Genomic DNA, 19,933 nt, shown 5'->3' on the forward strand with positions numbered 1-19,933 from the left:
ATTCAGCTCAACAATCATCTGTTTGAAATTTTCTTCGTATCGGGTCATAAAATCCATCCTCTCGTAGATAAGTTTAATTTATTTCTGTCTCTACGAAAAGTTGTCTAAGATTTGATACTAACACCATGAAGAATATAAATATAAAGGCTTAGATAGATTTCTTTGGAAATAAGACAAGTTCAATTGATAAAATTTACTGGAATGAATTACTTTAAAGTCAGTTAAGATGCTGGCTTTTTTGGTATAATGAGCTGAATTATCCGCCGATTGAAAGATGTATCCAATTTTGGAGAGGTGTATTTTTATTAGTCTAATCTATTGTAGACTTTTTAACTTAAATGATATAATTTTGTTAAATAGGAAACGATGGAGGGAAAAATGAAAAAATACGGTTCTCAAAGTGAATATATAAAAAATGCGAATTCTTTTAGAAATAATCCTCCATTTAATAAAAAGATAAAAGATTCTCGATATTTTAATAGCAGAGTTTTTTGCCAAATACTACCTAAAGTCAGAGCTAAACAGAAACTGACTGTAGATGAACAGATTGATTATATGAAATTCAAAGGAATTACGTTTAATATTATTGATGAGTCGGCAGCAAAGAGTGTATTAACTGAAACCAACTATTACTATAAATTATCAGTAGCAAGAAAGTTATTTGAGAAAGGTTTTAATGATAAATATAAGTTGTTAGATTTTTCTTTTTTAGTGGACTTGTCGTCTATAGATATGGGAATAAGATATTTCCTATTACAAATGACATTAGACATAGAGCACTCAATTAAAGTAGCTCTTATTGATGAACTGACTAAAAATCCTAAGATTGATCCATATTTGATAGTCCAACAGTTTAAAAATAAGAATAAAAATTTTTATAAAAATATAATAGGTCGCTTTTCTAAAACTGAATATAAAAAAGATATGTATTCCAAAAGAGGAAAAGACATTCCTTATTGGGTATTATTAGAAATAATGGATATGGGCGGGTTAATTAAATTTTTAAATTTTTATACTTCAAAATTCAAGGCTACTACTACACTTTCTAAAACTTCTGAGATTGCTTTATTTGCAAAAAATATTAGAAATTGTTGTGCACATAGCAGTGCTTTTATATACAACGTATATGATCCTCAAACTCGTATTTTATCTAACCCTAGGATGATAACGTATGGAGAACGTATGGGTATAAATAGTAATGATATCCAGTTTAGAAAAATAAACGATTTGGTAGCACTTTTCTATTTGCATAAAATTTTTTGTACAGATTTATTAAATAATCGCCGGGTAAAAGAGGGTAAAATTTTTTTGGAAAGATGCGATAGAAATCGGATCTATTATTCATCAAATAAATATCTAAAAAAAGAAAGAGAAATTTTTATCAAATTGCTTGATTATTTGAATAACTAAATGTATGATTTACATACGATGAAACAACAGGTAGTGCTGTTGGCTCACTAGTTAGTGCTACTGATTAGGAGTTACTGAATTATTGCTTTGAATATTTATATATTCGGAGTAGCCCTTTTGCCCAAGTGGTGAGAGGGTTTTTTATTTAAAAAGTAATATTAAATAAATTGATATCCGCTTACTTTTATATTTAAGAAGTTCATCGTTTGGTGAGCTTTTTTGGTATACTGAGCACAGTTTTGTGGCGAGTAAAAGATGTCCTCAATTTCGAGGAGATCTTTTTCGAACTTAACACAAGCATCTTTTTGTAATGAGCGGAATTTTCAGCCGATTGAAAGATGGGCTCAATTTTGAGCAGACCCATGAGGATTGCATAAAAATATGCAGCCCTATTCAAATGATTGTTCGGGCGTTCATTCTTCTTCGGGAAGAGTAGCGATTAAGCATAAAGCTTCCACGCAAAAAAACGAGTCGCCACGGAATTTAATTATGAAGCAACTTTCCTAAATTGTTGTACGTAGTAGAATTTGGAAGTTCTTTAGTCTAAATTCGTCAACGTTGAAGAATATGGTAGTTCACTAACTATGGGTATAATAAAAAGAAAAAGGGAGTGTCGCGTGGTGGAATTAGATAAAGTTAGACTGGAAGCTTTAGAAGAAGAATTTAGATCATACCCCACAATACCAGCGAAAATTAAACGTGCGCTGCTGTCTGCTGAACATAAGCCAGAAGATGTAAATGCTTAGATAAATCCGACTGGCGGACACACTAAAACAGCCTTGAATGATATTATCAGGAAAGAAAATAATAAAGGGTATATTTATTATTCAGCGTTATATGCGGATATTGGCCATGCTTATGCTAAGTTAGCTGACGAGTTACAGGAGATTGTGGACGTATATTTCTGGGGTGAGTATAAAGGTTATACTTGGCGTGAAATCGCTGATCAGATCGGTTGTTCTACGGCTGGAGCAGATCGAAGACGATACAAAATATTAGAAACTTTAGCTTATGAAAAAGGAATTTTGATATAAAAAAATACACCTATCTAAACAGATGTACCCCCACGGCTTATTGAAGTTTTTGTATGCCAAAATGTATGCCATTTGGTTTAAATTACTTGAAAAATAGTGATAGATAACTCTAATTTATTTAGTCATAAACGCTGATTTGATAGCCTTCATAGTTCTTTGATATAGGTTTCTCATTCATGACTGAAGAAGAAGAATAATTAGTTAAAAAGCTTACCTCTAATATTGAAGGTAAGCTTTTTTACTCAAAAAAAATGAATATTTATTGTTTATATGCTTGAAAATTTAGTGTAAACAAATCGTTTGTCTCAAAAGGATTGGTAGCGTAACATAAAATTTGTAAACGTTATCAATTTGAAGGTAGGGATTTTAATGGAAAAAATATATCAAGCAAGTACAGCTGAAGGTATGATCGATTTTATCAATATGTATGACTTAGAGGTAGCAGCAAAAGAAGTCATACCTAAAGGTGGATACGGATATATCAGCAGTGGGGCAGGAGATATTTTTACCTATAAAGAAAATGAAAGGGCTTTTAATCATAAATTGATTATTCCGCATGTATTACGCGATGTCGAGCTACCTGATACAACGACAGATTATTTTGGTGAAAGTTTAGCGGCACCAATTATTATGGCGCCAGTTGCAGCTCATGGTTTGGCTAATATTGCAGCTGAACGAGCATCAGCAAAAGGTGTATCTCGTTTTGGAACAATCTACACGGCAAGTTCATACGCTTCATGTACTTTAGAAGAAATTCGTGAAGCTGGCGGAGTTGAAGCACCTCAATGGTTTCAATTTTATATGAGTAAAGACAATGGGATCAATCGAGATATTTTAGCTTTAGCCAAACGTAATGGTGCGAAAGCAATCGTTTTGACTGCAGATGCAACTGTTGGTGGAAATCGTGAAACCGATCGCCGAAGTGGTTTCACTTTTCCATTAGCAATGCCGATCGTTCAAGCCTATCAGTCCGGGATCGGACAAACAATGGATGCTGTTTATGGTTCTTCAAAACAAAAATTAAGTCCAAAAGATGTCGAATTTATTGCTAAACAGTCGGAATTACCTGTATATGTTAAAGGTGTTCAATCAGAAGAAGATGTGGAACGCGCATTGGGTTCTGGTGCTACAGGAATTTGGGTATCAAATCATGGCGGTCGTCAATTAGATGGTGGACCGGCAGCCTTTGATTCTTTACAATATGTAGCGGAAGCAGTTGCTGGTCGTGCGCCGATTGTTTTCGATAGTGGTGTGCGTCGGGGGCAACATGTGTTTAAAGCTTTGGCATGTGGTGCTGATCTAGTTGCAATCGGCCGTCCAGTCATCTATGGTTTGGCTTTAGGTGGAGCAACCGGCGTGCAGCAAGTCTTTGAATTTTTCAAAAAAGAATTAGAAATGGTGATGCAATTGGCAGGAACCCAGACAGTGGAAGATATAAAAAAAATCACGTTAAGAAATAATCAATATCTATAGTAAGAGCGAAAAAAACATGTTGAAAAATATTCGACGTGTTTTTTTATTTATAGTTTGTTCTATTACAATTGTTAAGGATTATCCTCTGTATTATCGACTGTTTTTCATGAGCAACTTTCTACAGGTAACCGTTTTTAATATGCTATAAAGAGCTAGTAACAAAGAAATTTTAGTTAATGAAAAGAGGAATAAAGCGTGAAAAAATGGTGGGTAGGCTTATTATTGGTAGTAGCGGGTCTAGTAGTAACTGCTTGTGGAAATACACAATCAGCAAGTGATGATAGTTGGAAAAAAGTAGAAGATAAACAGGAGTTAACAGTAGCAACCTCTGGAACGTTATTCCCATCTTCTTATTATAATGATAATAACAAATTAGTAGGTTACGATATCGATGTAGCAAAAGCAGTCGCCAAAAAATTAGATTTAAAAATTAAATTTAAAGAATACAATGTCGATGGCCAAGTAACAGCGGTAAATCGAGGAGAAGCTGATTTCGCAGCTAATGATTTTGGGATGTCGAAAGAACGTAGTAAAAAATTCTCATTGTCATCGCCAATCAAATATTCATTTGATAGTATGATTGTTAGAACAAGCGATGATTCCGGTATCCATTCATTAGAAGACTTAAAGGGCAAAAAAGCAGCGGGTGAACCAAACACTAGTTATATGAAAATCGCAGAAAAATATGGAGCCAAAGCGGTCACTTATGATAATGCAACCAACGATCAGTATCTGACAGACGTAGCGAATGGTCGTACAGATGTGATTTTGAATGATTACTATTTACAAAAAATGTCCATTGGTGCATTGCCAGATATTCCAGTTAAAATTTTAGAAGATGTTTATTTTAATGCGAATTCTACCGGGTTTTTATTCAATAAAAAGAATCAAGCATTAAAGGAAAAAGTAGATGCTGCATTAACTGAATTAAAAAAAGAGGGAACACTAAAAGAGATTTCAGAAAAATATTTTGGTACGAATGTTTCTGTTAAACCGAAACAAGAAGTTAGTGAGAAAGTTTCAACGGAATAATGTATATACCAACACTTGATTTTTCATTAATGATCGAGTCTATTCCGTTTTTATTGAGCGGATTAGGATATACGATTGGAATCAGTTTTGCAGCCTTCTTTTTGGGAAATCTTTTAGGAATAATGATGACTGTCTTAAATTATCTTCCGATACCGCCAGTTCAATGGTTTGTCCGCTTTTATCTATCTTTTTTACGAGGGACCCCAGCACTGGTGTTATTATTTTTACTCTATTTTGCCTTGCCGTATCAATTAAATGCCGTGTTGGCAGCAGTAATTTGTTTTAGCTTGACTAGCAGTGCGTTTATCGGTGAAATCTACCGAGGATCGATCGCAGGTGTCAACGCCGGCCAGTGGGATGCTGCGTATGCCTTAGGAAATCGTTTTTTTTCGACGATGCGTTATATTATTTTGCCCCAGGCTTTACGGATTTCAGTTCCTGCGCTAAGCAATGTAGCGATGGATCTAGTAAAGGGAACGTCATTGGCAGCCATGATCACTGTACCTGATATTTTTCAAAAGGCTAAAATTATTGGTGGCCGAACGTTTGACTACTTATCGATGTATATTTTGGTCGCTTTGATTTATTGGTTGCTGTGCATCGGAATCGGTCATCTACAACGCCGATTAGAACACTATTTTCAACAGAAGTATATTTAATGAGATGAAGGATTTATCTTTAAAGATAAATCCTTTTTTGATATAACAAAAAAACATAAGCGTGATCGCTGGTTGAATAACTAAAAATTATTCTTTTTACTTGATTTATTAAAGGTTTAGAGTAAAATATAGAATTAATTCAATCGGTTACTGATTTTTAAGTGGAGAATAAATAGATAGGATGTGTTTATTATGGGATATATGCCACCTGCGAAATTTTCGTTGAATGATAATGTGCAATTCAAAGTCGCGAATGATGTCTTAACCGGCGTGATCGAATTAGCTAATTTTGCTCATGCGTCTGATAACGGATATCATTCATATAATATTTTTGTGGAAGAACGCGAGTGTTCCTATACACACGTCCCAGAACAAGACGTCTTAAAAAAGTTTAGTTAATAGAAGTTGGATAAACAGATACAGGAACTGTTTATCCAACTTCTTTTTTTGAGTTCTGTTGCTAGTATTCTTTGGCAAATTTTGTGATAATAAGGCAAAAAGTGGGGTGCGAATTTTGAGAGACGGAACCTATTGGGCTGAAAAATTAAGAAACAAAGAAATTAGTTTCCAAGAACTATTAGCTGCAATCGAAGAAAAGGCACAGAAGCAAAATCCAGTATTAAATGCCTTTGTTGCCACGATGGAACAAGACGCAGTCGTGGAGTACCAAGAACAAAAAGAAGTTTTGGCACGACCTTTTGCTGGCTTGCCGATCCCATTGAAAATGTTAGGACAAGAAAAAAAAGATTGGTTAAGTACTTCGGGTTCACGTCTATTTTTAGAAAATCAGGCAAAGCAAACGAGCGATTATACACAGCAGCTGATCAAAAATGGTTTGATTCCATTTGCTCAAACTAATACGCCAGAATTTGGGTTTAAGAATATCTCTGATGCCAAAATTTATGGCCCCGCTAGAAACCCATGGAATTTAGATTATTTTTCTGGCGGTTCAAGTGGTGGTGCCGCCAGTGCAGTCGCTGCTGGAATTGTTCCGATTGCAGGAGCAAGCGATGGCGGCGGTTCGATTCGGATCCCAGCTTCTTTCTGTGGGTTGATTGGATTGAAACCAAGTCGCGGAACGATGCCTGTCGGTCCTAATGGTATGCGCGGGTGGCAAGGCGCATCGATTGATTTTGCTTTGACTGTTTCAATGCGCGATACCGAGAAACTTTTTTATGGGATGCGCGGGATTGATCCTAGTGCTCCATATCAAGCTACACAAAATGAGTGGCAACATAAACAAGCCGCACAACAAACAAAATTGAAGATCGCAGTTTTGATTGAATCACCAATCGGATCAAAAGTTTCTCCTGAAGCAGCGAGTGCAGTAGAAAAAGCTTCCGATTTTTTAGTTAACCAAGGTCATGAGGTTCAATTGATTTCTTATCCTTTCGATGGTAAGCAGTTGATCAGTAGTTATTATTTGATGAATGGCGCTGAAACAGCTGCGATGTTTGCCGGGATCGAAAAAGGGCTAAAACGCCCAGCAGAAAAACACGATATGGAATTAATGACGTGGGGGATCTATCAATATGGCAAAAAAATTCCAGCAAGTCATTATATCAACGCGCTGAATTTTTGGGATACTGTAACAATGAGGATGGAGAATGTATTCCGAGAATATGATTTATTATTAACGCCCACTGCAGCGATGACCGCACCGAAAATCATAGAGGATTTGCAAAGTGATGAGATTCGTGATGGATTAGAAGTCGCGGCTAATCTATCAGAAAAGGAATTAGCCAGTCTAGTTGATCGAATGTTTGATAAAAGTTTACAGATTACGCCTTATACTCAACTAGCTAATTTAACAGGACAACCAGCAATTTCTTTACCTACGTATGTCACAAAAAAAGGCTTGCCTTTAGGAATTCAATTCATGGCTGCTAGAGGTCGGGAAGATTTGTTGTTTCAAGTTGGAAAGTTATTTGAAACAGAGTATGGCTTCCAATTACCGGAGTATTACCGAGAATCATAAAAAAAGATCGACAAATAGCTTGTCGATCTTTTTTACTACAACTAATTAGACTAGTTTTTGAGCCTTTTCAGTATTTGCAAAATGAAGTTTGGCATATTTTGTTAATAACTCGATACCACCTTGCCGAAGAAGCTTAGCAGCCAGCTCATCAGAAGGTCTTCCGGCGCCGGAAGGAACTTTTACACCTAGTTCTAAAGACGCTTTGTCTAATTCTTCTAAGAAGCTAGCGCGGGAAATTATGGAAGCCGCAGCGACAGAAAGATGGTATTGCTCGCCTTTAGTGATAAAGTAGATCTTTTCTCTTACAGCTTGTGCCTCTTGTTTTACGTACTTCATGTAATTGGCTTCTGAAGTAAATTGATCGATCAAAATCGCTTCAGGTTTTGTTGGTGCGATGTCAGATAGCAGCAAGCGGATCGCTTGATTATGCAAAGCAACTTTCATTCGGACAGCATTATATTTTGGTTGGATCTCATTGTACTTTTCTGGATTAACGACGAGCAAGCGATAAGGAATCAATTCTTTGATTGCTACAGCCATTTGACGAATCTGCGGATCAGTCAGCATTTTTGAATCTTTAACACCTAATTGTTTCAACGCGGCTAAATGATCTTTATCAGCAAAAGCAGCGCATACACATAGCGGACCAAAATAACTGCCGTTTCCGACTTCATCGCTGCCTAAAACAGAAAGTGAAGCAAAGTTTTTAGGCAAATTACTTGTAGCGGCTTTCTTTGGATTTGAAGTGGCGGAATTACCCCAACGAGCTGCTTCTTGTTCCGCGTTATTTCCTTGAAATAAAACTTTGCCTGAGGTATAGGCGGTAATACTTATTCCGTTCTTTTTAGCCGAAAATTCACTATAAGGGACTTTTTTGCTAGACAGATAATCTACATAATAAGATTTCAATTTTTGAATTTCAGTTTTGGTTAATTTTAAGACAGCTGAACTCATCATTTCGCTCTTTTCTTTAAGTTATTTACTTTTGGTTAATCAAAGTTGTACATACGCCAAGTTTTAGCATATAATATATTAGTATTTTTAGTTGCATCGTACTTTGTAAAAAATGTTTTAGAAAGGTTGATCAATATGGCGCAAAATCGCTATAAGGCCATCGTTGCCGGTCAGACTTATACTATCATTGGACAAGAATCCAAGCAACATATGGATATGGTTACTGCCTTGATCAATGAACAGTTAAATGAAATCATGTCATTATCGCCAGACATCACAGAAGAAAAAGCATCAATCTTATTAGCTATTAATGCTGTTTCTGATCAGTTAAAGAAACAAGAAGCTTTGATGAAGTTAGAAAAACAACAAACGACACTGGATGGACAGGCTGCACATAATTTGGAATTAGAAAATCGCATCAAAAAAATCGAAGCGATCGAAGCGGAAGCCAAAGAAATTATGCGTAAAAATGGAAAAGCCGATGTACCGATTCGTAATCATGTCGAAGCTCAACAGATCGTCAATGAAAACCGCAAACGTGAGATTCAAAAAAGAGCGGCAAACAAATAAGTGAGGGAAACTATGTTAACATTGATAATTTTATTTGCATTATTGCTGTCCTTTTATTTAGGATATCGTAGAGGCCTAGCGTATCAATTGGTGTTTACAGTTGGCTATATCCTTTCATTTATTGCTGCGTGGGTGTTTTATCAACGTTTGGGAGCAGGGTTAGATTTATTTGTTCCGTATCCATCGGTGACCAGTGAATCAAAAATGATCTATTATTCGATTGATCAAGCGTTTAATTTGGATCAAGCATTTTATGCGGGCGTTGCTTTTGTTGCAATTTTAGCCGTTGGCTGGTTGATCACTCATTTTATTGCAATCTTTTTCAAGAATTTATTATTTGAAACGATTTTGCCGCAATATGATGGAGTCGCCGCAGGTGTAATCCAAGTATTTATTTGCTACGTAGCGATCTTTTTACTATTGAAATTGGTCAGCTTTGTACCGATGGTCTTGATCCAAAACCAATTAGAAAATAGTTGGCTAGCTCGGATGATCATTGAACATTCACTGATTTTGAGTCCAGTGTTTGACAATTTATGGGTAACAAAAATTATTGGATAGAGCAAAAACCGAGACGCTGCTTGACAGGTTTCGGTTTATTTATTTATAGAAGGTGAAAAAATGAATGAACGTATTCTAAAAACATTAGAATTTGAACAAGTAAAGAAAATGATTCAGCAGTATTTGACGACTGAACAAGGGGAAGAAGAGATCCGTCAACTTGTCCCTTCTAGCGACAGCGAGACTGTTCAAGCATGGCTCGAGGAAACGGAAGACGGGATCAAAGTTCAACGGTTGCGTGGCGGCTTGCCGATTCCTAAGTTAAACAATATCAAACCGCATATGAAACGGATCGAAATCGGGGCAAACTTGAATGGGTTAGAATTAGCAGAAGTTTCTCGTGTCCTTTCTACAACGAGTGAATTGGTTCGTTTTATCGAAGATTTAAAAGATAGCGAATTAGAATTTAAACGTTTATATTTTTGGGAAGAACAATTAACGACATTACCCGAATTAAGTGGAAAACTCCGTCGTTCGATCGAAGAAGATGGTCGCGTACGAGATGAAGCTTCGGTTGAATTACGTACGATTCGAAGTCAAATTCGTCGTAGCGAACAAACGATTCGAGAACAATTAGATGGATTGATTCGTGGAAAAAATGCAAAATATTTAAGCGATAGCCTGATTACGATGCGTAATGATCGCTACGTTATTCCAGTCAAACAAGAGTATCGTGGGGTCTTCGGCGGTGTGGTCCATGATCAAAGTTCTTCAGGACAAACGTTATTTATGGAACCAAAACAAATCGTTGAATTGAACAATCGTCTACGTCAACAACAAATCGCTGAACGGACTGAGATCGAACGTATTCTAGCTGAATTGTCAGCTGAATTGGTAGCACCGCGAAAAGATATTTTGCATAATGCTTACGTCTTAGGACGTTTTGATTTAATGAATGCCAAAGCTCGTTTTGCCAAATCCCTAAAAGCGATCGTTCCGACAATCAATGCTCAAAATCATGTCTATTTCAAACAAGCACGACATCCGCTGTTAGATCAAGAAAAAGCAGTAGCAAATGATTTGATGATTGGTGAAGATTTCCAAGCCGTCGTTATCACCGGTCCTAATACAGGTGGTAAGACGATTTCGTTAAAAACTTTGGGACTATTACAATTGATGGGGCAAACAGGTTTTCCATTACCAGTGGCTGAAGAAAGTGAAATGGGGATCTTTGCTGAAGTCTTTGCGGATATTGGTGATGAACAATCGATTGAGCAGAGTTTATCGACATTCTCTTCTCATATGACCAATATCGTATCGATTTTAGATAAAATTGATGAACATAGTTTAGTATTATTTGACGAACTTGGTGCTGGGACGGACCCTCAAGAAGGGGCAGCTTTAGCAATTGCGATCCTTGATGCGGTCGGTGCTAAATCAGCTTACGTCATGGCAACAACTCACTATCCTGAATTGAAAATCTATGGCTACAATCGTTCAAATACGATCAATGCCAGCATGGAATTTGATGTGGATACATTAAGTCCGACCTATCGTTTGTTGATCGGTGTTCCCGGCCGAAGTAATGCTTTTGAGATCTCGCGCCGCTTAGGATTAGATTCAATGATCATTGACAGTGCCAAACAAATTATTGATGAAGAGAGTCAAGACTTGAATGAAATGATTTCTGATTTAGAAAATCAAAGAAAAGCGACAGAGACTGAATACTTAGAAATTCGTCACTATGTCGATGAGTCAGAAAAACTATATCGTGATTTGAAAAATGCGTATTCTTACTTCTTTGATGAACGGGAAAAAGAAATGGAAAAAGCGCGTAAAGAAGCTAATACACTTGTGAGTGATGCACAAGAAAATGCTGAGAAAATCATCAAAGAAATTCGTCAAATGCAATTGGATGGTCAAGGACAAGTCAAAGAGCATCAATTGATCGATGCGAAATCACAGCTTGCAGATCTAAAACAGGATGAACAATTAAAGAAAAACAAAGTACTGCAAAAAGCAAAGGCTAAAAAACAATTCAAACCAAATGATGAAGTGATTGTTGAAACGTATGGTCAACGCGGCACGTTGATTAAAAAAGTCGGCGACAGTGATTGGCAGGTTCAACTGGGTATCCTAAAAATGACGGTGGCTGAAGAAGATATGACCTTAACCACACCGATTGAAGAGCCGAAACAACGCGTTGTTACAGGAGTCCAACGGGGAGCAAGTGCTCGAGTAAAACCAGAACTAGATCTTCGTGGCAAGCGTTATGAAGAGGCTTTAGCAGAAGTAGATCAATATATCGATGCAGCCTTATTAGCAAACTTTGCACAAGTCCGGATCATTCATGGAAAAGGTACAGGTGCTTTAAGAACTGGGATCACTGATTATTTAAAGAATAATCGAAATGTGAAAAGTTTTGAATTTGCACCCGCAAATCAAGGTGGAAGCGGCGCAACGGTCGTAACTTTTAAATAGTTTACAAGTGTAAGCAGAAGAGTAGCGCAGATACAAAGAGCGTGCTATACTACTTTTAGTAAGAATTAGATGACTTCGAAGCTACTCTTTGAAGTGAATATAGGAGGAATACACATGTCACAAGTAGTTACTGATAAAACTTTTAGCGAAGAAACGGATAACGGACTTGTATTGATCGACTTTTGGGCAACTTGGTGTGGCCCTTGTCGCATGCAAGCACCAATTTTAGAACAATTATCTGAGGAATACGATGAAGATGAATTCCGCGTTGTTAAAATGGACGTTGATGAAAATCCAGAAACACCTGCTTCATTCGGGATCATGAGCATTCCGACACTTGTTTTAAAGAAAGATGGACAAGTTGTAGATAAAGTGATCGGTGTTCATACAAAAGATCAATTAAAAGAGCTAATTCAAGCTCACATGTAAGAATACTGGATGGGTGTGACAAGTGTCACACCCATCTTTTGTCGATTGCTCATTTTGAAAAACGAAAAAGCTAAAAAAGTGTGAAAAAGTTCGACGCTTTTTTAGCAGAAGGGAAGCAAGGCATGAACGAACGAATCAAAAATAAATTAGCATTGCTGCCAGATCAACCTGGCTGCTATTTGATGAAAGATAAAAATGAAACGATCATCTATGTTGGGAAAGCCAAAATCTTAAAAAATCGAGTTCGTTCTTATTTCACTGGTAGTCACAATACGAAGACAGAACGTTTAGTCAGTGAAATCGTGGATTTTGAATATATCGTCACCGAATCGAATATCGAAGCGTTATTACTAGAAATCAATCTGATCAAAAAAAATGATCCTAAATACAATATTATGTTGAAGGATGATAAAACCTATCCTTTTTTGAAAATCACGAATGAAAAGTATCCGCGTTTGATGATTACGCGAAAAGTATTGAAAGATAAAGCTTTGTATTTTGGACCATATCCAGATGTCAATGCAGCCAATGAAACAAAAAAATTATTAGATCGGCTGTTCCCGTTAAGAAAATGCAAACCGTCGCAAAAGACCCCATGTCTGTATTATCATCTAGGCCAGTGCTTGTGTCCGTATGCGTTTGATGTCGATCCACAAGTTTATAAAGATATGGTTGAAGAAATCAAATCATTTTTAAATGGCGGACATACGGAGATCCAAGATCAGCTTAAAGAAAAAATGAATCAAGCAGCCAGCGATATGGAATTTGAAAAAGCAGCTGAATATCGTGACCAAATTCGTGCGATCGAAACTGTTATGACGAAACAAAAAATGACCAATACGGATCTAGTGGACCGTGATATTTTTGGATATGCAACCGATAAAGGCTGGATGTGTGTTCAAGTCTTCTTTGTTCGCCAAGGTAAATTGATCGAGCGGGATGTTTCAATGTTTCCATTTTATAATGACGCGGAAGAAGATTTTCTGACTTATATCGGTCAATTTTATCAAGAAAATGAGCATTTTATCCCTAAAGAAGTGTTGATACCAGATAATATCGATAAACCGAGTGTTGAAGCTTTGCTAGAGACAAAAGTAATTCAACCACAGCGCGGCGATAAGAAAAAATTAGTAAAACTAGCTGGAAAAAATGCGCAAGTAGCGTTAAATGAAAAATTTGATTTGATTGGTCGTAGTGAAGCACGGACGATCGGTGCGGTGGAAAAATTAGGGGATGCGATGAACATTCCAGCACCAATTCGGATTGAGGCTTTTGATAATTCGAACATCATGGGAACAGATCCTGTATCTGCGATGGTCGTGTTCATCGACGGCAAGCCGGCGAAAAAAGAATACCGAAAATATAAAATCAAAACAGTCAAAGGTCCAGATGATTATGCTTCGATGCGAGAAGTCATCTATCGTCGCTATTCAAGGGTCTTAAAAGAAGGACTGCCATTTCCTGATTTGATCGTGATCGATGGCGGGAAAGGCCAAGTCGATGTGGCAAAAGATGTTCTAGCCAATCAACTAGGAATTGATATTCCAATTGCTGGATTAGCAAAAAATGATAAGCATAAAACGAGTGAACTATTGTATGGTCCAGAATTAAGTGTGGTACCATTAGAGCGCAATTCACAAGAATTCTTTTTATTGCAGCGGATCCAGGATGAAGTCCATCGTTTTGCGATCACTTTCCATCGTCAATTACGCAGCAAAAATAGTTTTGCTTCTAAACTAGATAATATTGATGGTTTAGGACCGAAACGTAAAAAATTGTTGTTGAAAGAATTCAAGTCATTAAAAAATATTCAAGAAGCATCCATCGAAGAATTACAAAAAGTCGGCTTGCCAAAAGCAGTAGCTGAAAGTACCCACAATCAATTGCAACAAAAATAATGTATAGTGTCCTTTACAAAAAAAGTAAAGGGTGCTATACTTTTTTTGTCTTAAGATGTAAAGCTAACTATACATGAGGAAGTGCTCTATTGCAGAATCGAATTCAAAAATTACGTAAAGAACGTAAACTCACCCAAAGTGAACTAGCAGAAAAATTAGAAGTAACTCGTCAAACGATTATTTCATTAGAAAGTGGTCGTTATAACGCTTCATTGATTTTGGCGTATAAGATTGCGCGATTATTTGATTTAAAAATTGAAGATGTTTTTATTTTTGAAGAGGAGGATGACTAATGCAAGATTTATCAAAACTAGATCAGGAATATTTAAAAAGTTTAAAACGGCTCAATCGTTACTATTTAACAACGGCTATTATATTGATCACATGTTTAGCAATTTTATTTTTAGGAACAAGTTTTTATGAATTGAAAATCAACCAACGTGCGTCAGATTATTTAAGTGGCTTCTTATTAGCAATTGCAGTAATATTGTTCATTTACGTAATTCGCAATCAAAAACTGATGAAAGATCCTAAATTGCTCAAAAAAGAGCGAATAAAAAATTCAGACGAACGTAATGTAGAAATCATGAAAAAGTCACTACAGTTCACAAGTTATTTCATGGTAATCGCACTGGTACTAACGAGTGTTGTGGGGAGTTTTTTATCTGAAGTCATCATGCAAATGGCTAGTTTATTGATTGCGCTATTTTTTATTAGCTACTTAGTATGTTATCTTTATTTTAAGAAAAGGCTTTAATACATTATAGGTATAGTGGGTAAGTTGTAGGTTAGAAACAATCAAAGGAGTGAGTAAATGTTACAAGTAGAGTATTTAAGCAAAAGTTTCGGTTCGTATAAGGCATTAGATGATATGAACTTTACGATCGAGGATGGGAAAATATTAGGATTGATTGGTCAAAATGGTGCGGGGAAAACCACGACTTTTCGTCTAATTTTAGATTTTTTATCAAAGGATGCCGGCAGTGTCTTATGGAATGGCCATCCATTGTCAGGAAAAGATTATAATACGATCGGCTATCTACCGGAAGAACGCGGTCTTTATCCAAAAGTGACGATCGAGAATCAATTACTCTTTTTTGCTTCACTTAGAGGGAAAAAGAAACAAGAGATTGAACCAAAAATTGATGAATGGATGGATAAATTTCAAGTCAAAGGAAAGAAAACCGATAAAGTAAAATCTCTTTCGAAAGGCAATCAGCAAAAAGTTCAATTGATTTCCACGTTGATCCATGAACCTAAATTAGTGATCTTGGATGAACCCTTTAGTGGGTTGGATCCAGTCAATGCCGAACTATTGAAAAACGGTATTATTGAACTGAAAGAGAAAGGTTCTTGTGTCATTTTTTCCAGTCATAATATGGATAATGTAGAAAAAATTTGTGACCACTTGATTATGCTGCGAAATGGTGAGACAGTCTTGAATGGTAAAGTCCACGATATCAGAGAATCCTTCGGTCGTAGTAAATTATATTTAGATTCTTCTTTGAGTAAAACAGAATTAACAGCTTTTGCTGGAGTTGAAAAAGTATTACAAAAAGAAGATGGCAGTTTTGATATCACATTGAGTGATCCGTCTGCAGGGAAAGAAATCTTTGAACAGGCAACTAAAAATGGGTACATCCCGATGTTCAATCAACAGCCACCGACACTCGAAGAAATCTTTAAATGGAAAGTAGGTGGCACACATGAATAAGATGGGAATCATTGTTAAAGATGTCTACAAAAAGAATGTTAAATCAGCCGCTTTTTTAATCATGATTTTAGCACCTTTCTTAGTGATGGGAATTTTTTATCTATCGCAGCATTTTTTTGGCGATGCAAATGATATCAATAAAATCGGAATCGTCAGTAATCAATCTGCCGTGGCTGAAGAATTAGTTAAAACAAAAAACAAAGATTACTCGTTTACGGTTATTTCGAGCGAGCAGGCTGCGCAAAGTCAATTAGAAGATAAAAAAGTTGACGCTTATCTAACTTTAAAGTTAGGCCAAGAAAAGGTTACGGGAAAACTTTATAGTAAGGCTTCTTTAGGAACTTCGACTGAGACGCAATTGCAGCAGATACTGAATAATTTGCAAGCATCTATGCGGGCGAGTCAATTAAATTTGACGACTGCACAAGTTCAAAAGGTTATGGAACCGGCAGCTTTTACAGCGAATAAAGTCACTTTTGAGCAAGGAAAGATGCAAAGTGATGGCGGTGATTCAAGCATCCAATTTGTCCTTAGTTTTTTAACTACGATCATTATGTTTGTCTTCATCATGAGTTATTCTTCGATCATTGCTCAAGAAATTGCTTCAGAAAAAGGGACAAGGATCATGGAAGTTCTACTGTCGAGTATGAAAGCCAAGACTCATTATTATGGCAAATTAGTAGGAGTCTTATTAGTAGCACTGACACAATTACTGATTTACGGGATAGCATTAGTCATAGGGTATCGACAGTTCAAAGATTTTCCAATGGTTAAAGATTTCATGAACAATGTATCGATCAAAAGTTTATTAGGCAGCAACGTATTTATCATTATGGCTTTTATGTTGATCGGCATCTTTTTATATGCAGTCCTTTCTGCTCTTTGCGGTTCATTAGTCAGCAAACCGGAAGATACAGCTAAAGCGATCCAGCCAGTGATGTATCTTTCCATGATCGGGTATATGTTAGGCTTAATTTTAGGCGCTTCTGATCCAACCAATATCATTATCAAAGTTACATCGTATATCCCATTTTTATCTTCTTATAGTATGCCATTACGTTTGGCGTCAAATACTGCAGGAACTTCTAGTGCTTTGATTTCATTAGGAATTTTGATTATCTTTACCCTGTTATTGACTATTTTTTCTGCGCAACTGTATAAATCAAATGTTTTAGTTTATAGTGAAGGCGGAACATTTAGTGCATTGAAACAGTCAATTTCAATCATGCGAAATGATCGTAAAAAGAACTAAACAAATCATTTGACCAACGAAGGAATGTCTCTCACAATAGAAGTTGTAACACAAACTGCATGAGGAGGAACTTTGATGGATACAATGAAAAAATTAGCAAATGGAATCGAAATGCCTCGACTAGGTTTAGGTGTTTGGCGAGTAGAAGAAACTGATGCGACAAATTCAGTTAAATGGGCGATCGAAAATGGGTATCATTTGATTGATACCGCCGCTGTTTACAAAAATGAAAAAGGTGTTGGTGAAGGGATTCGTCAATCAGGGATCAAACGTGAAGAGCTCTTTGTCACAACCAAACTTTGGAATGCGGATCAAGGCTATGATTCTGCATTGAAAGCTTTTGATGACAGTTTAGAACGTTTAGGTTTAGACTATGTTGATCTTTATTTGATTCACTGGCCAGTGGAAGGGAAATTCAATGATTCTTGGCGAGCGATGGAAGAAATCTATGAAAGTGGTCGTGCAAAAGCGATTGGGGTCTCTAATTTTCACCAACATCATATCGAAAAATTGATGACGACTGCTAAAATCAAACCAATGGTCGATCAAATCGAGTTGCACCCAACGTTCACTCAAGAACCTTTACGTGAATATTTAGCACAAGAAGGAATCGCTGTAGAAGCGTGGTCACCACTTGGACAAGGTAAGATTTTAGAAAATCCGACTTTGGTTGAGATTGGGAAAAAGCATAATAAATCAGCTGCTCAAATAATCATTCGTTGGCATTTACAAAGTGACATCATCGTGATTCCAAAATCAGTCCATGAAGAACGAATCAAAGAAAATTTTGATGTTTTTGATTTTGAATTAAGCTCCGACGAAATGAAACAAATCGATGGATTGAATATCAATGAACGCCTTGGCGGCGATCCAGACAATTTTAATTTTTAGTACGCTTGAAAATACTTGTAGTGAATCGGTCAACGATTCATTGCAAGTATTTTTTATTTATTTTTTATCCTTAATAAAATAAATAATTTTGATTTTTTAGTTTTTTATAAAAAAGCGGATAATGAAAAAACTATGCTACTATTTTTGAAAAAGGGGAGAAACCGATGGCTAGTTTGTTGTCAAAGATCAATTCGTTCGTTTGGGGTGCACCACTGATTCTATTGATTTTAGGAATCGGAATTATTTTAACGATTGGGACTAAGACCATTCAGCTACGTCGCTTGCCACTTGCGCTGAAGTATATGGTAAAAAATGAAGAAGGTGGCCAAGGAGATGTTACGAGTTTTCAGGCACTGTGCACAGCATTGTCAGCAACGATCGGAACTGGAAATATCGTCGGTGTAGCTACAGCAATTGTGGCAGGCGGCCCTGGAGCATTATTTTGGCTAGAAATCGCAGGCTTTTTAGGAATGGCTACAAAATATGCAGAAGGTTTATTAGCCGTAAAATATCGAACATTTGATGATCATGGGAAAGCATTGGGCGGGCCATTTTATTACATTGAAAATGGGTTGGGAGAACGTTGGCGCTGGCTGGCAAAAATGTTTGCATTTTTTGGAGTTTTCGTTGGGTTATTTGGTATCGGGACGTTTGCTCAAATCAATGGAATCACTTCAGCAGCAGAAAATTTTTTTGATCCTAATAAAATGTATGCGGTTTCTTTGTTTGGCAATAATTATTCATGGGCATTGATCGTTACTGGAGTAATAGTAACTGTCTTCGTTGCGGTTGTGTTGATCGGTGGTGTTCAACGGATCGCACAAGTGTCTGAAATCATCGTACCATTAATGATCGTGATCTATGTGGGGCTTTGTCTGTTTATGATTATTTTGAATATCACAAAACTTCCAATGGTGATCGTTGAAATCGTTCAAAGTGCTTTTGGACTAAGGGCTGCTTCTGGTGGGGCACTGGGGGCGATGATGATCGCGATGCAAAAAGGAATTGCCCGAGGAATTTTTTCAAATGAATCCGGTCTGGGAAGTGCACCAATCGCTGCCGCGGCTGCTCAATCTAAAGAACCTGTCAGACAGGGGTTGGTATCGATGACAGGAACTTTTATTGATACGTTGATCGTTTGCAATATGACAGGCATGGCAATTATTCTAACTGGTGCTTGGGAAACCGGATTAGATGGTTCAGCTGTAACGATTTACGCATTTTCTAAAGCATTACCGCTATCTCAAACAATCGCTTCTTTACTTTTGATGATTTGTTTATCATTCTTTGCTTTCACAACGATCTTAGGTTGGAACTATTATTCTGAACGTTGTTTAAGCTATTTGACTGGTGGCAATACAAAATTCTCAACAATTTTTCGCTGGATTTATATTGCGGCAATTTTTATCGGACCGTACTTAACGATCTCGACTGTTTGGACATTAGCGGATATCGTTAATGGACTAATGGCTTTTCCTAATATTTTGGCATTGATTTTACTAAGCCCCGTTGTTTTTAAAGAAACAAAAAGTTATTTTAGCCGGTTGGATACTGGGAAAATAGAAGATGGAGTTAGTCAGAAACAAATTCTTTCAGTAGATGAAGAATAAAAAAACTGACATGAAGACACGCTCATGACAGCTTTCCCTAAATTAAA

20 protein-coding genes are annotated in these 19,933 nt (G+C 36.7%); 19 read left to right on the top strand and 1 reads right to left on the bottom strand.

The features are described from left to right. Positions 1–378: 378 nt before the first annotated feature. From ACKTSC_RS08865 to ACKTSC_RS08900, 8 genes are all read left to right on the top strand, one after another. Positions 379–1,410, top strand: a complete 1,032-nt coding sequence (locus ACKTSC_RS08865) for an Abi family protein (protein ID WP_407857391.1) — start codon at positions 379–381, stop codon at positions 1,408–1,410. A gap of 620 nt (positions 1,411–2,030) precedes the next feature. Next, entirely contained in the window at positions 2,031–2,156 is a 126-nt protein-coding gene (locus tag ACKTSC_RS08870) for a hypothetical protein (protein ID WP_407857392.1), read from the top strand. 33 nt (positions 2,157–2,189) lie between these two features. Further along, on the top strand, positions 2,190–2,444 hold the full coding sequence (locus tag ACKTSC_RS08875; RefSeq protein WP_407857393.1) for a hypothetical protein: 255 nt from the start codon (positions 2,190–2,192) through the stop codon (positions 2,442–2,444). Positions 2,445–2,813: 369 nt separating this feature from the next. Continuing rightward, a complete protein-coding gene (locus tag ACKTSC_RS08880; protein WP_407857394.1) occupies positions 2,814–3,917 on the top strand; it encodes an alpha-hydroxy-acid oxidizing protein in 1,104 nt (367 codons plus the stop codon). Positions 3,918–4,112: 195 nt separating this feature from the next. Then, the gene (locus ACKTSC_RS08885; protein ID WP_332580279.1) at positions 4,113–4,949 is read left to right on the top strand and encodes a transporter substrate-binding domain-containing protein; all 837 of its coding nucleotides are present in this window, start codon (positions 4,113–4,115) and stop codon (positions 4,947–4,949) included. Then, a complete protein-coding gene (locus ACKTSC_RS08890; RefSeq protein WP_407857395.1) occupies positions 4,949–5,608 on the top strand; it encodes an amino acid ABC transporter permease in 660 nt (219 codons plus the stop codon). Before ACKTSC_RS08885 ends, ACKTSC_RS08890 begins: the two co-directional genes overlap by 1 nt. Before the next feature lie 192 nt (positions 5,609–5,800). Further along, entirely contained in the window at positions 5,801–6,007 is a 207-nt protein-coding gene (locus ACKTSC_RS08895; protein WP_332580277.1) for a hypothetical protein, read from the top strand. Positions 6,008–6,122: 115 nt separating this feature from the next. Beyond that, on the top strand, positions 6,123–7,586 hold the full coding sequence (locus ACKTSC_RS08900; protein WP_407857396.1) for an amidase: 1,464 nt from the start codon (positions 6,123–6,125) through the stop codon (positions 7,584–7,586). A gap of 45 nt (positions 7,587–7,631) precedes the next feature. Here ACKTSC_RS08900 and rnhC read toward each other — a convergent pair whose 3' ends face one another. Then, positions 7,632–8,540, bottom strand: coding sequence for a ribonuclease HIII (gene rnhC, locus ACKTSC_RS08905; protein WP_332580275.1), 909 nt, complete (start codon positions 8,538–8,540; stop codon positions 7,632–7,634). Positions 8,541–8,675: 135 nt separating this feature from the next. Here rnhC and zapA point away from each other — a divergent pair, with 135 nt between their 5' ends. From zapA to ACKTSC_RS08960, 11 genes are all read left to right on the top strand, one after another. Continuing rightward, positions 8,676–9,110 carry a cell division protein ZapA gene (gene zapA / locus ACKTSC_RS08910; protein ID WP_407855678.1) on the top strand — a complete coding sequence of 145 codons (435 nt, stop codon included), beginning with the start codon at positions 8,676–8,678 and terminating at the stop codon, positions 9,108–9,110. A gap of 12 nt (positions 9,111–9,122) precedes the next feature. Next, entirely contained in the window at positions 9,123–9,671 is a 549-nt protein-coding gene (locus ACKTSC_RS08915; protein ID WP_407857397.1) for a CvpA family protein, read from the top strand. Positions 9,672–9,731: 60 nt separating this feature from the next. Beyond that, a complete protein-coding gene (locus tag ACKTSC_RS08920) occupies positions 9,732–12,092 on the top strand; it encodes an endonuclease MutS2 (protein WP_407857398.1) in 2,361 nt (786 codons plus the stop codon). Positions 12,093–12,206: 114 nt separating this feature from the next. Beyond that, positions 12,207–12,521: a thioredoxin gene (gene trxA / locus ACKTSC_RS08925; protein ID WP_071858470.1), complete on the top strand. Its 315-nt coding sequence runs from the start codon at positions 12,207–12,209 to the stop codon at positions 12,519–12,521. Positions 12,522–12,643: 122 nt separating this feature from the next. Beyond that, a complete protein-coding gene (gene uvrC / locus ACKTSC_RS08930; RefSeq protein WP_407857399.1) occupies positions 12,644–14,419 on the top strand; it encodes an excinuclease ABC subunit UvrC in 1,776 nt (591 codons plus the stop codon). 89 nt (positions 14,420–14,508) lie between these two features. Beyond that, entirely contained in the window at positions 14,509–14,712 is a 204-nt protein-coding gene (locus ACKTSC_RS08935; protein WP_332580270.1) for a helix-turn-helix transcriptional regulator, read from the top strand. Further along, on the top strand, positions 14,712–15,176 hold the full coding sequence (locus ACKTSC_RS08940) for a DUF6442 family protein (RefSeq protein WP_407857400.1): 465 nt from the start codon (positions 14,712–14,714) through the stop codon (positions 15,174–15,176). Before ACKTSC_RS08935 ends, ACKTSC_RS08940 begins: the two co-directional genes overlap by 1 nt. Positions 15,177–15,233: 57 nt before the next feature. Next, on the top strand, positions 15,234–16,133 hold the full coding sequence (locus ACKTSC_RS08945) for an ABC transporter ATP-binding protein (RefSeq protein ID WP_407857401.1): 900 nt from the start codon (positions 15,234–15,236) through the stop codon (positions 16,131–16,133). Further along, positions 16,126–17,385: an ABC transporter permease gene (locus ACKTSC_RS08950; RefSeq protein ID WP_407857402.1), complete on the top strand. Its 1,260-nt coding sequence runs from the start codon at positions 16,126–16,128 to the stop codon at positions 17,383–17,385. Before ACKTSC_RS08945 ends, ACKTSC_RS08950 begins: the two co-directional genes overlap by 8 nt. A gap of 75 nt (positions 17,386–17,460) precedes the next feature. Further along, entirely contained in the window at positions 17,461–18,276 is an 816-nt protein-coding gene (locus ACKTSC_RS08955) for an aldo/keto reductase (RefSeq protein ID WP_407857403.1), read from the top strand. A 164-nt stretch (positions 18,277–18,440) separates the two neighbouring features. Continuing rightward, entirely contained in the window at positions 18,441–19,886 is a 1,446-nt protein-coding gene (locus tag ACKTSC_RS08960; protein WP_407857404.1) for an alanine/glycine:cation symporter family protein, read from the top strand. Positions 19,887–19,933: the final 47 nt, after the last annotated feature.

The organism is Enterococcus hailinensis, assembly GCF_045862035.1.
Taxonomy (GTDB): Bacteria; Bacillota; Bacilli; order Lactobacillales; family Enterococcaceae; genus Enterococcus_A; species Enterococcus_A hailinensis.

Coding starts and splice junctions, on each gene's coding strand:
- trxA (WP_071858470.1), top strand. CDS start 12,207: ATGTCACAAGTAGTTACTGATAAAACTTTTAGCGAAGAAACGGATAAC.
- zapA (WP_407855678.1), top strand. CDS start 8,676: ATGGCGCAAAATCGCTATAAGGCCATCGTTGCCGGTCAGACTTATACT.
- ACKTSC_RS08955 (WP_407857403.1), top strand. CDS start 17,461: ATGGATACAATGAAAAAATTAGCAAATGGAATCGAAATGCCTCGACTA.
- rnhC (WP_332580275.1), bottom strand. CDS start 8,540: ATGAGTTCAGCTGTCTTAAAATTAACCAAAACTGAAATTCAAAAATTG.
- ACKTSC_RS08940 (WP_407857400.1), top strand. CDS start 14,712: ATGCAAGATTTATCAAAACTAGATCAGGAATATTTAAAAAGTTTAAAA.
- ACKTSC_RS08960 (WP_407857404.1), top strand. CDS start 18,441: ATGGCTAGTTTGTTGTCAAAGATCAATTCGTTCGTTTGGGGTGCACCA.
- ACKTSC_RS08880 (WP_407857394.1), top strand. CDS start 2,814: ATGGAAAAAATATATCAAGCAAGTACAGCTGAAGGTATGATCGATTTT.
- ACKTSC_RS08890 (WP_407857395.1), top strand. CDS start 4,949: ATGTATATACCAACACTTGATTTTTCATTAATGATCGAGTCTATTCCG.
- ACKTSC_RS08865 (WP_407857391.1), top strand. CDS start 379: ATGAAAAAATACGGTTCTCAAAGTGAATATATAAAAAATGCGAATTCT.
- uvrC (WP_407857399.1), top strand. CDS start 12,644: ATGAACGAACGAATCAAAAATAAATTAGCATTGCTGCCAGATCAACCT.
- ACKTSC_RS08945 (WP_407857401.1), top strand. CDS start 15,234: ATGTTACAAGTAGAGTATTTAAGCAAAAGTTTCGGTTCGTATAAGGCA.
- ACKTSC_RS08950 (WP_407857402.1), top strand. CDS start 16,126: ATGAATAAGATGGGAATCATTGTTAAAGATGTCTACAAAAAGAATGTT.
- ACKTSC_RS08920 (WP_407857398.1), top strand. CDS start 9,732: ATGAATGAACGTATTCTAAAAACATTAGAATTTGAACAAGTAAAGAAA.
- ACKTSC_RS08895 (WP_332580277.1), top strand. CDS start 5,801: ATGGGATATATGCCACCTGCGAAATTTTCGTTGAATGATAATGTGCAA.
- ACKTSC_RS08915 (WP_407857397.1), top strand. CDS start 9,123: ATGTTAACATTGATAATTTTATTTGCATTATTGCTGTCCTTTTATTTA.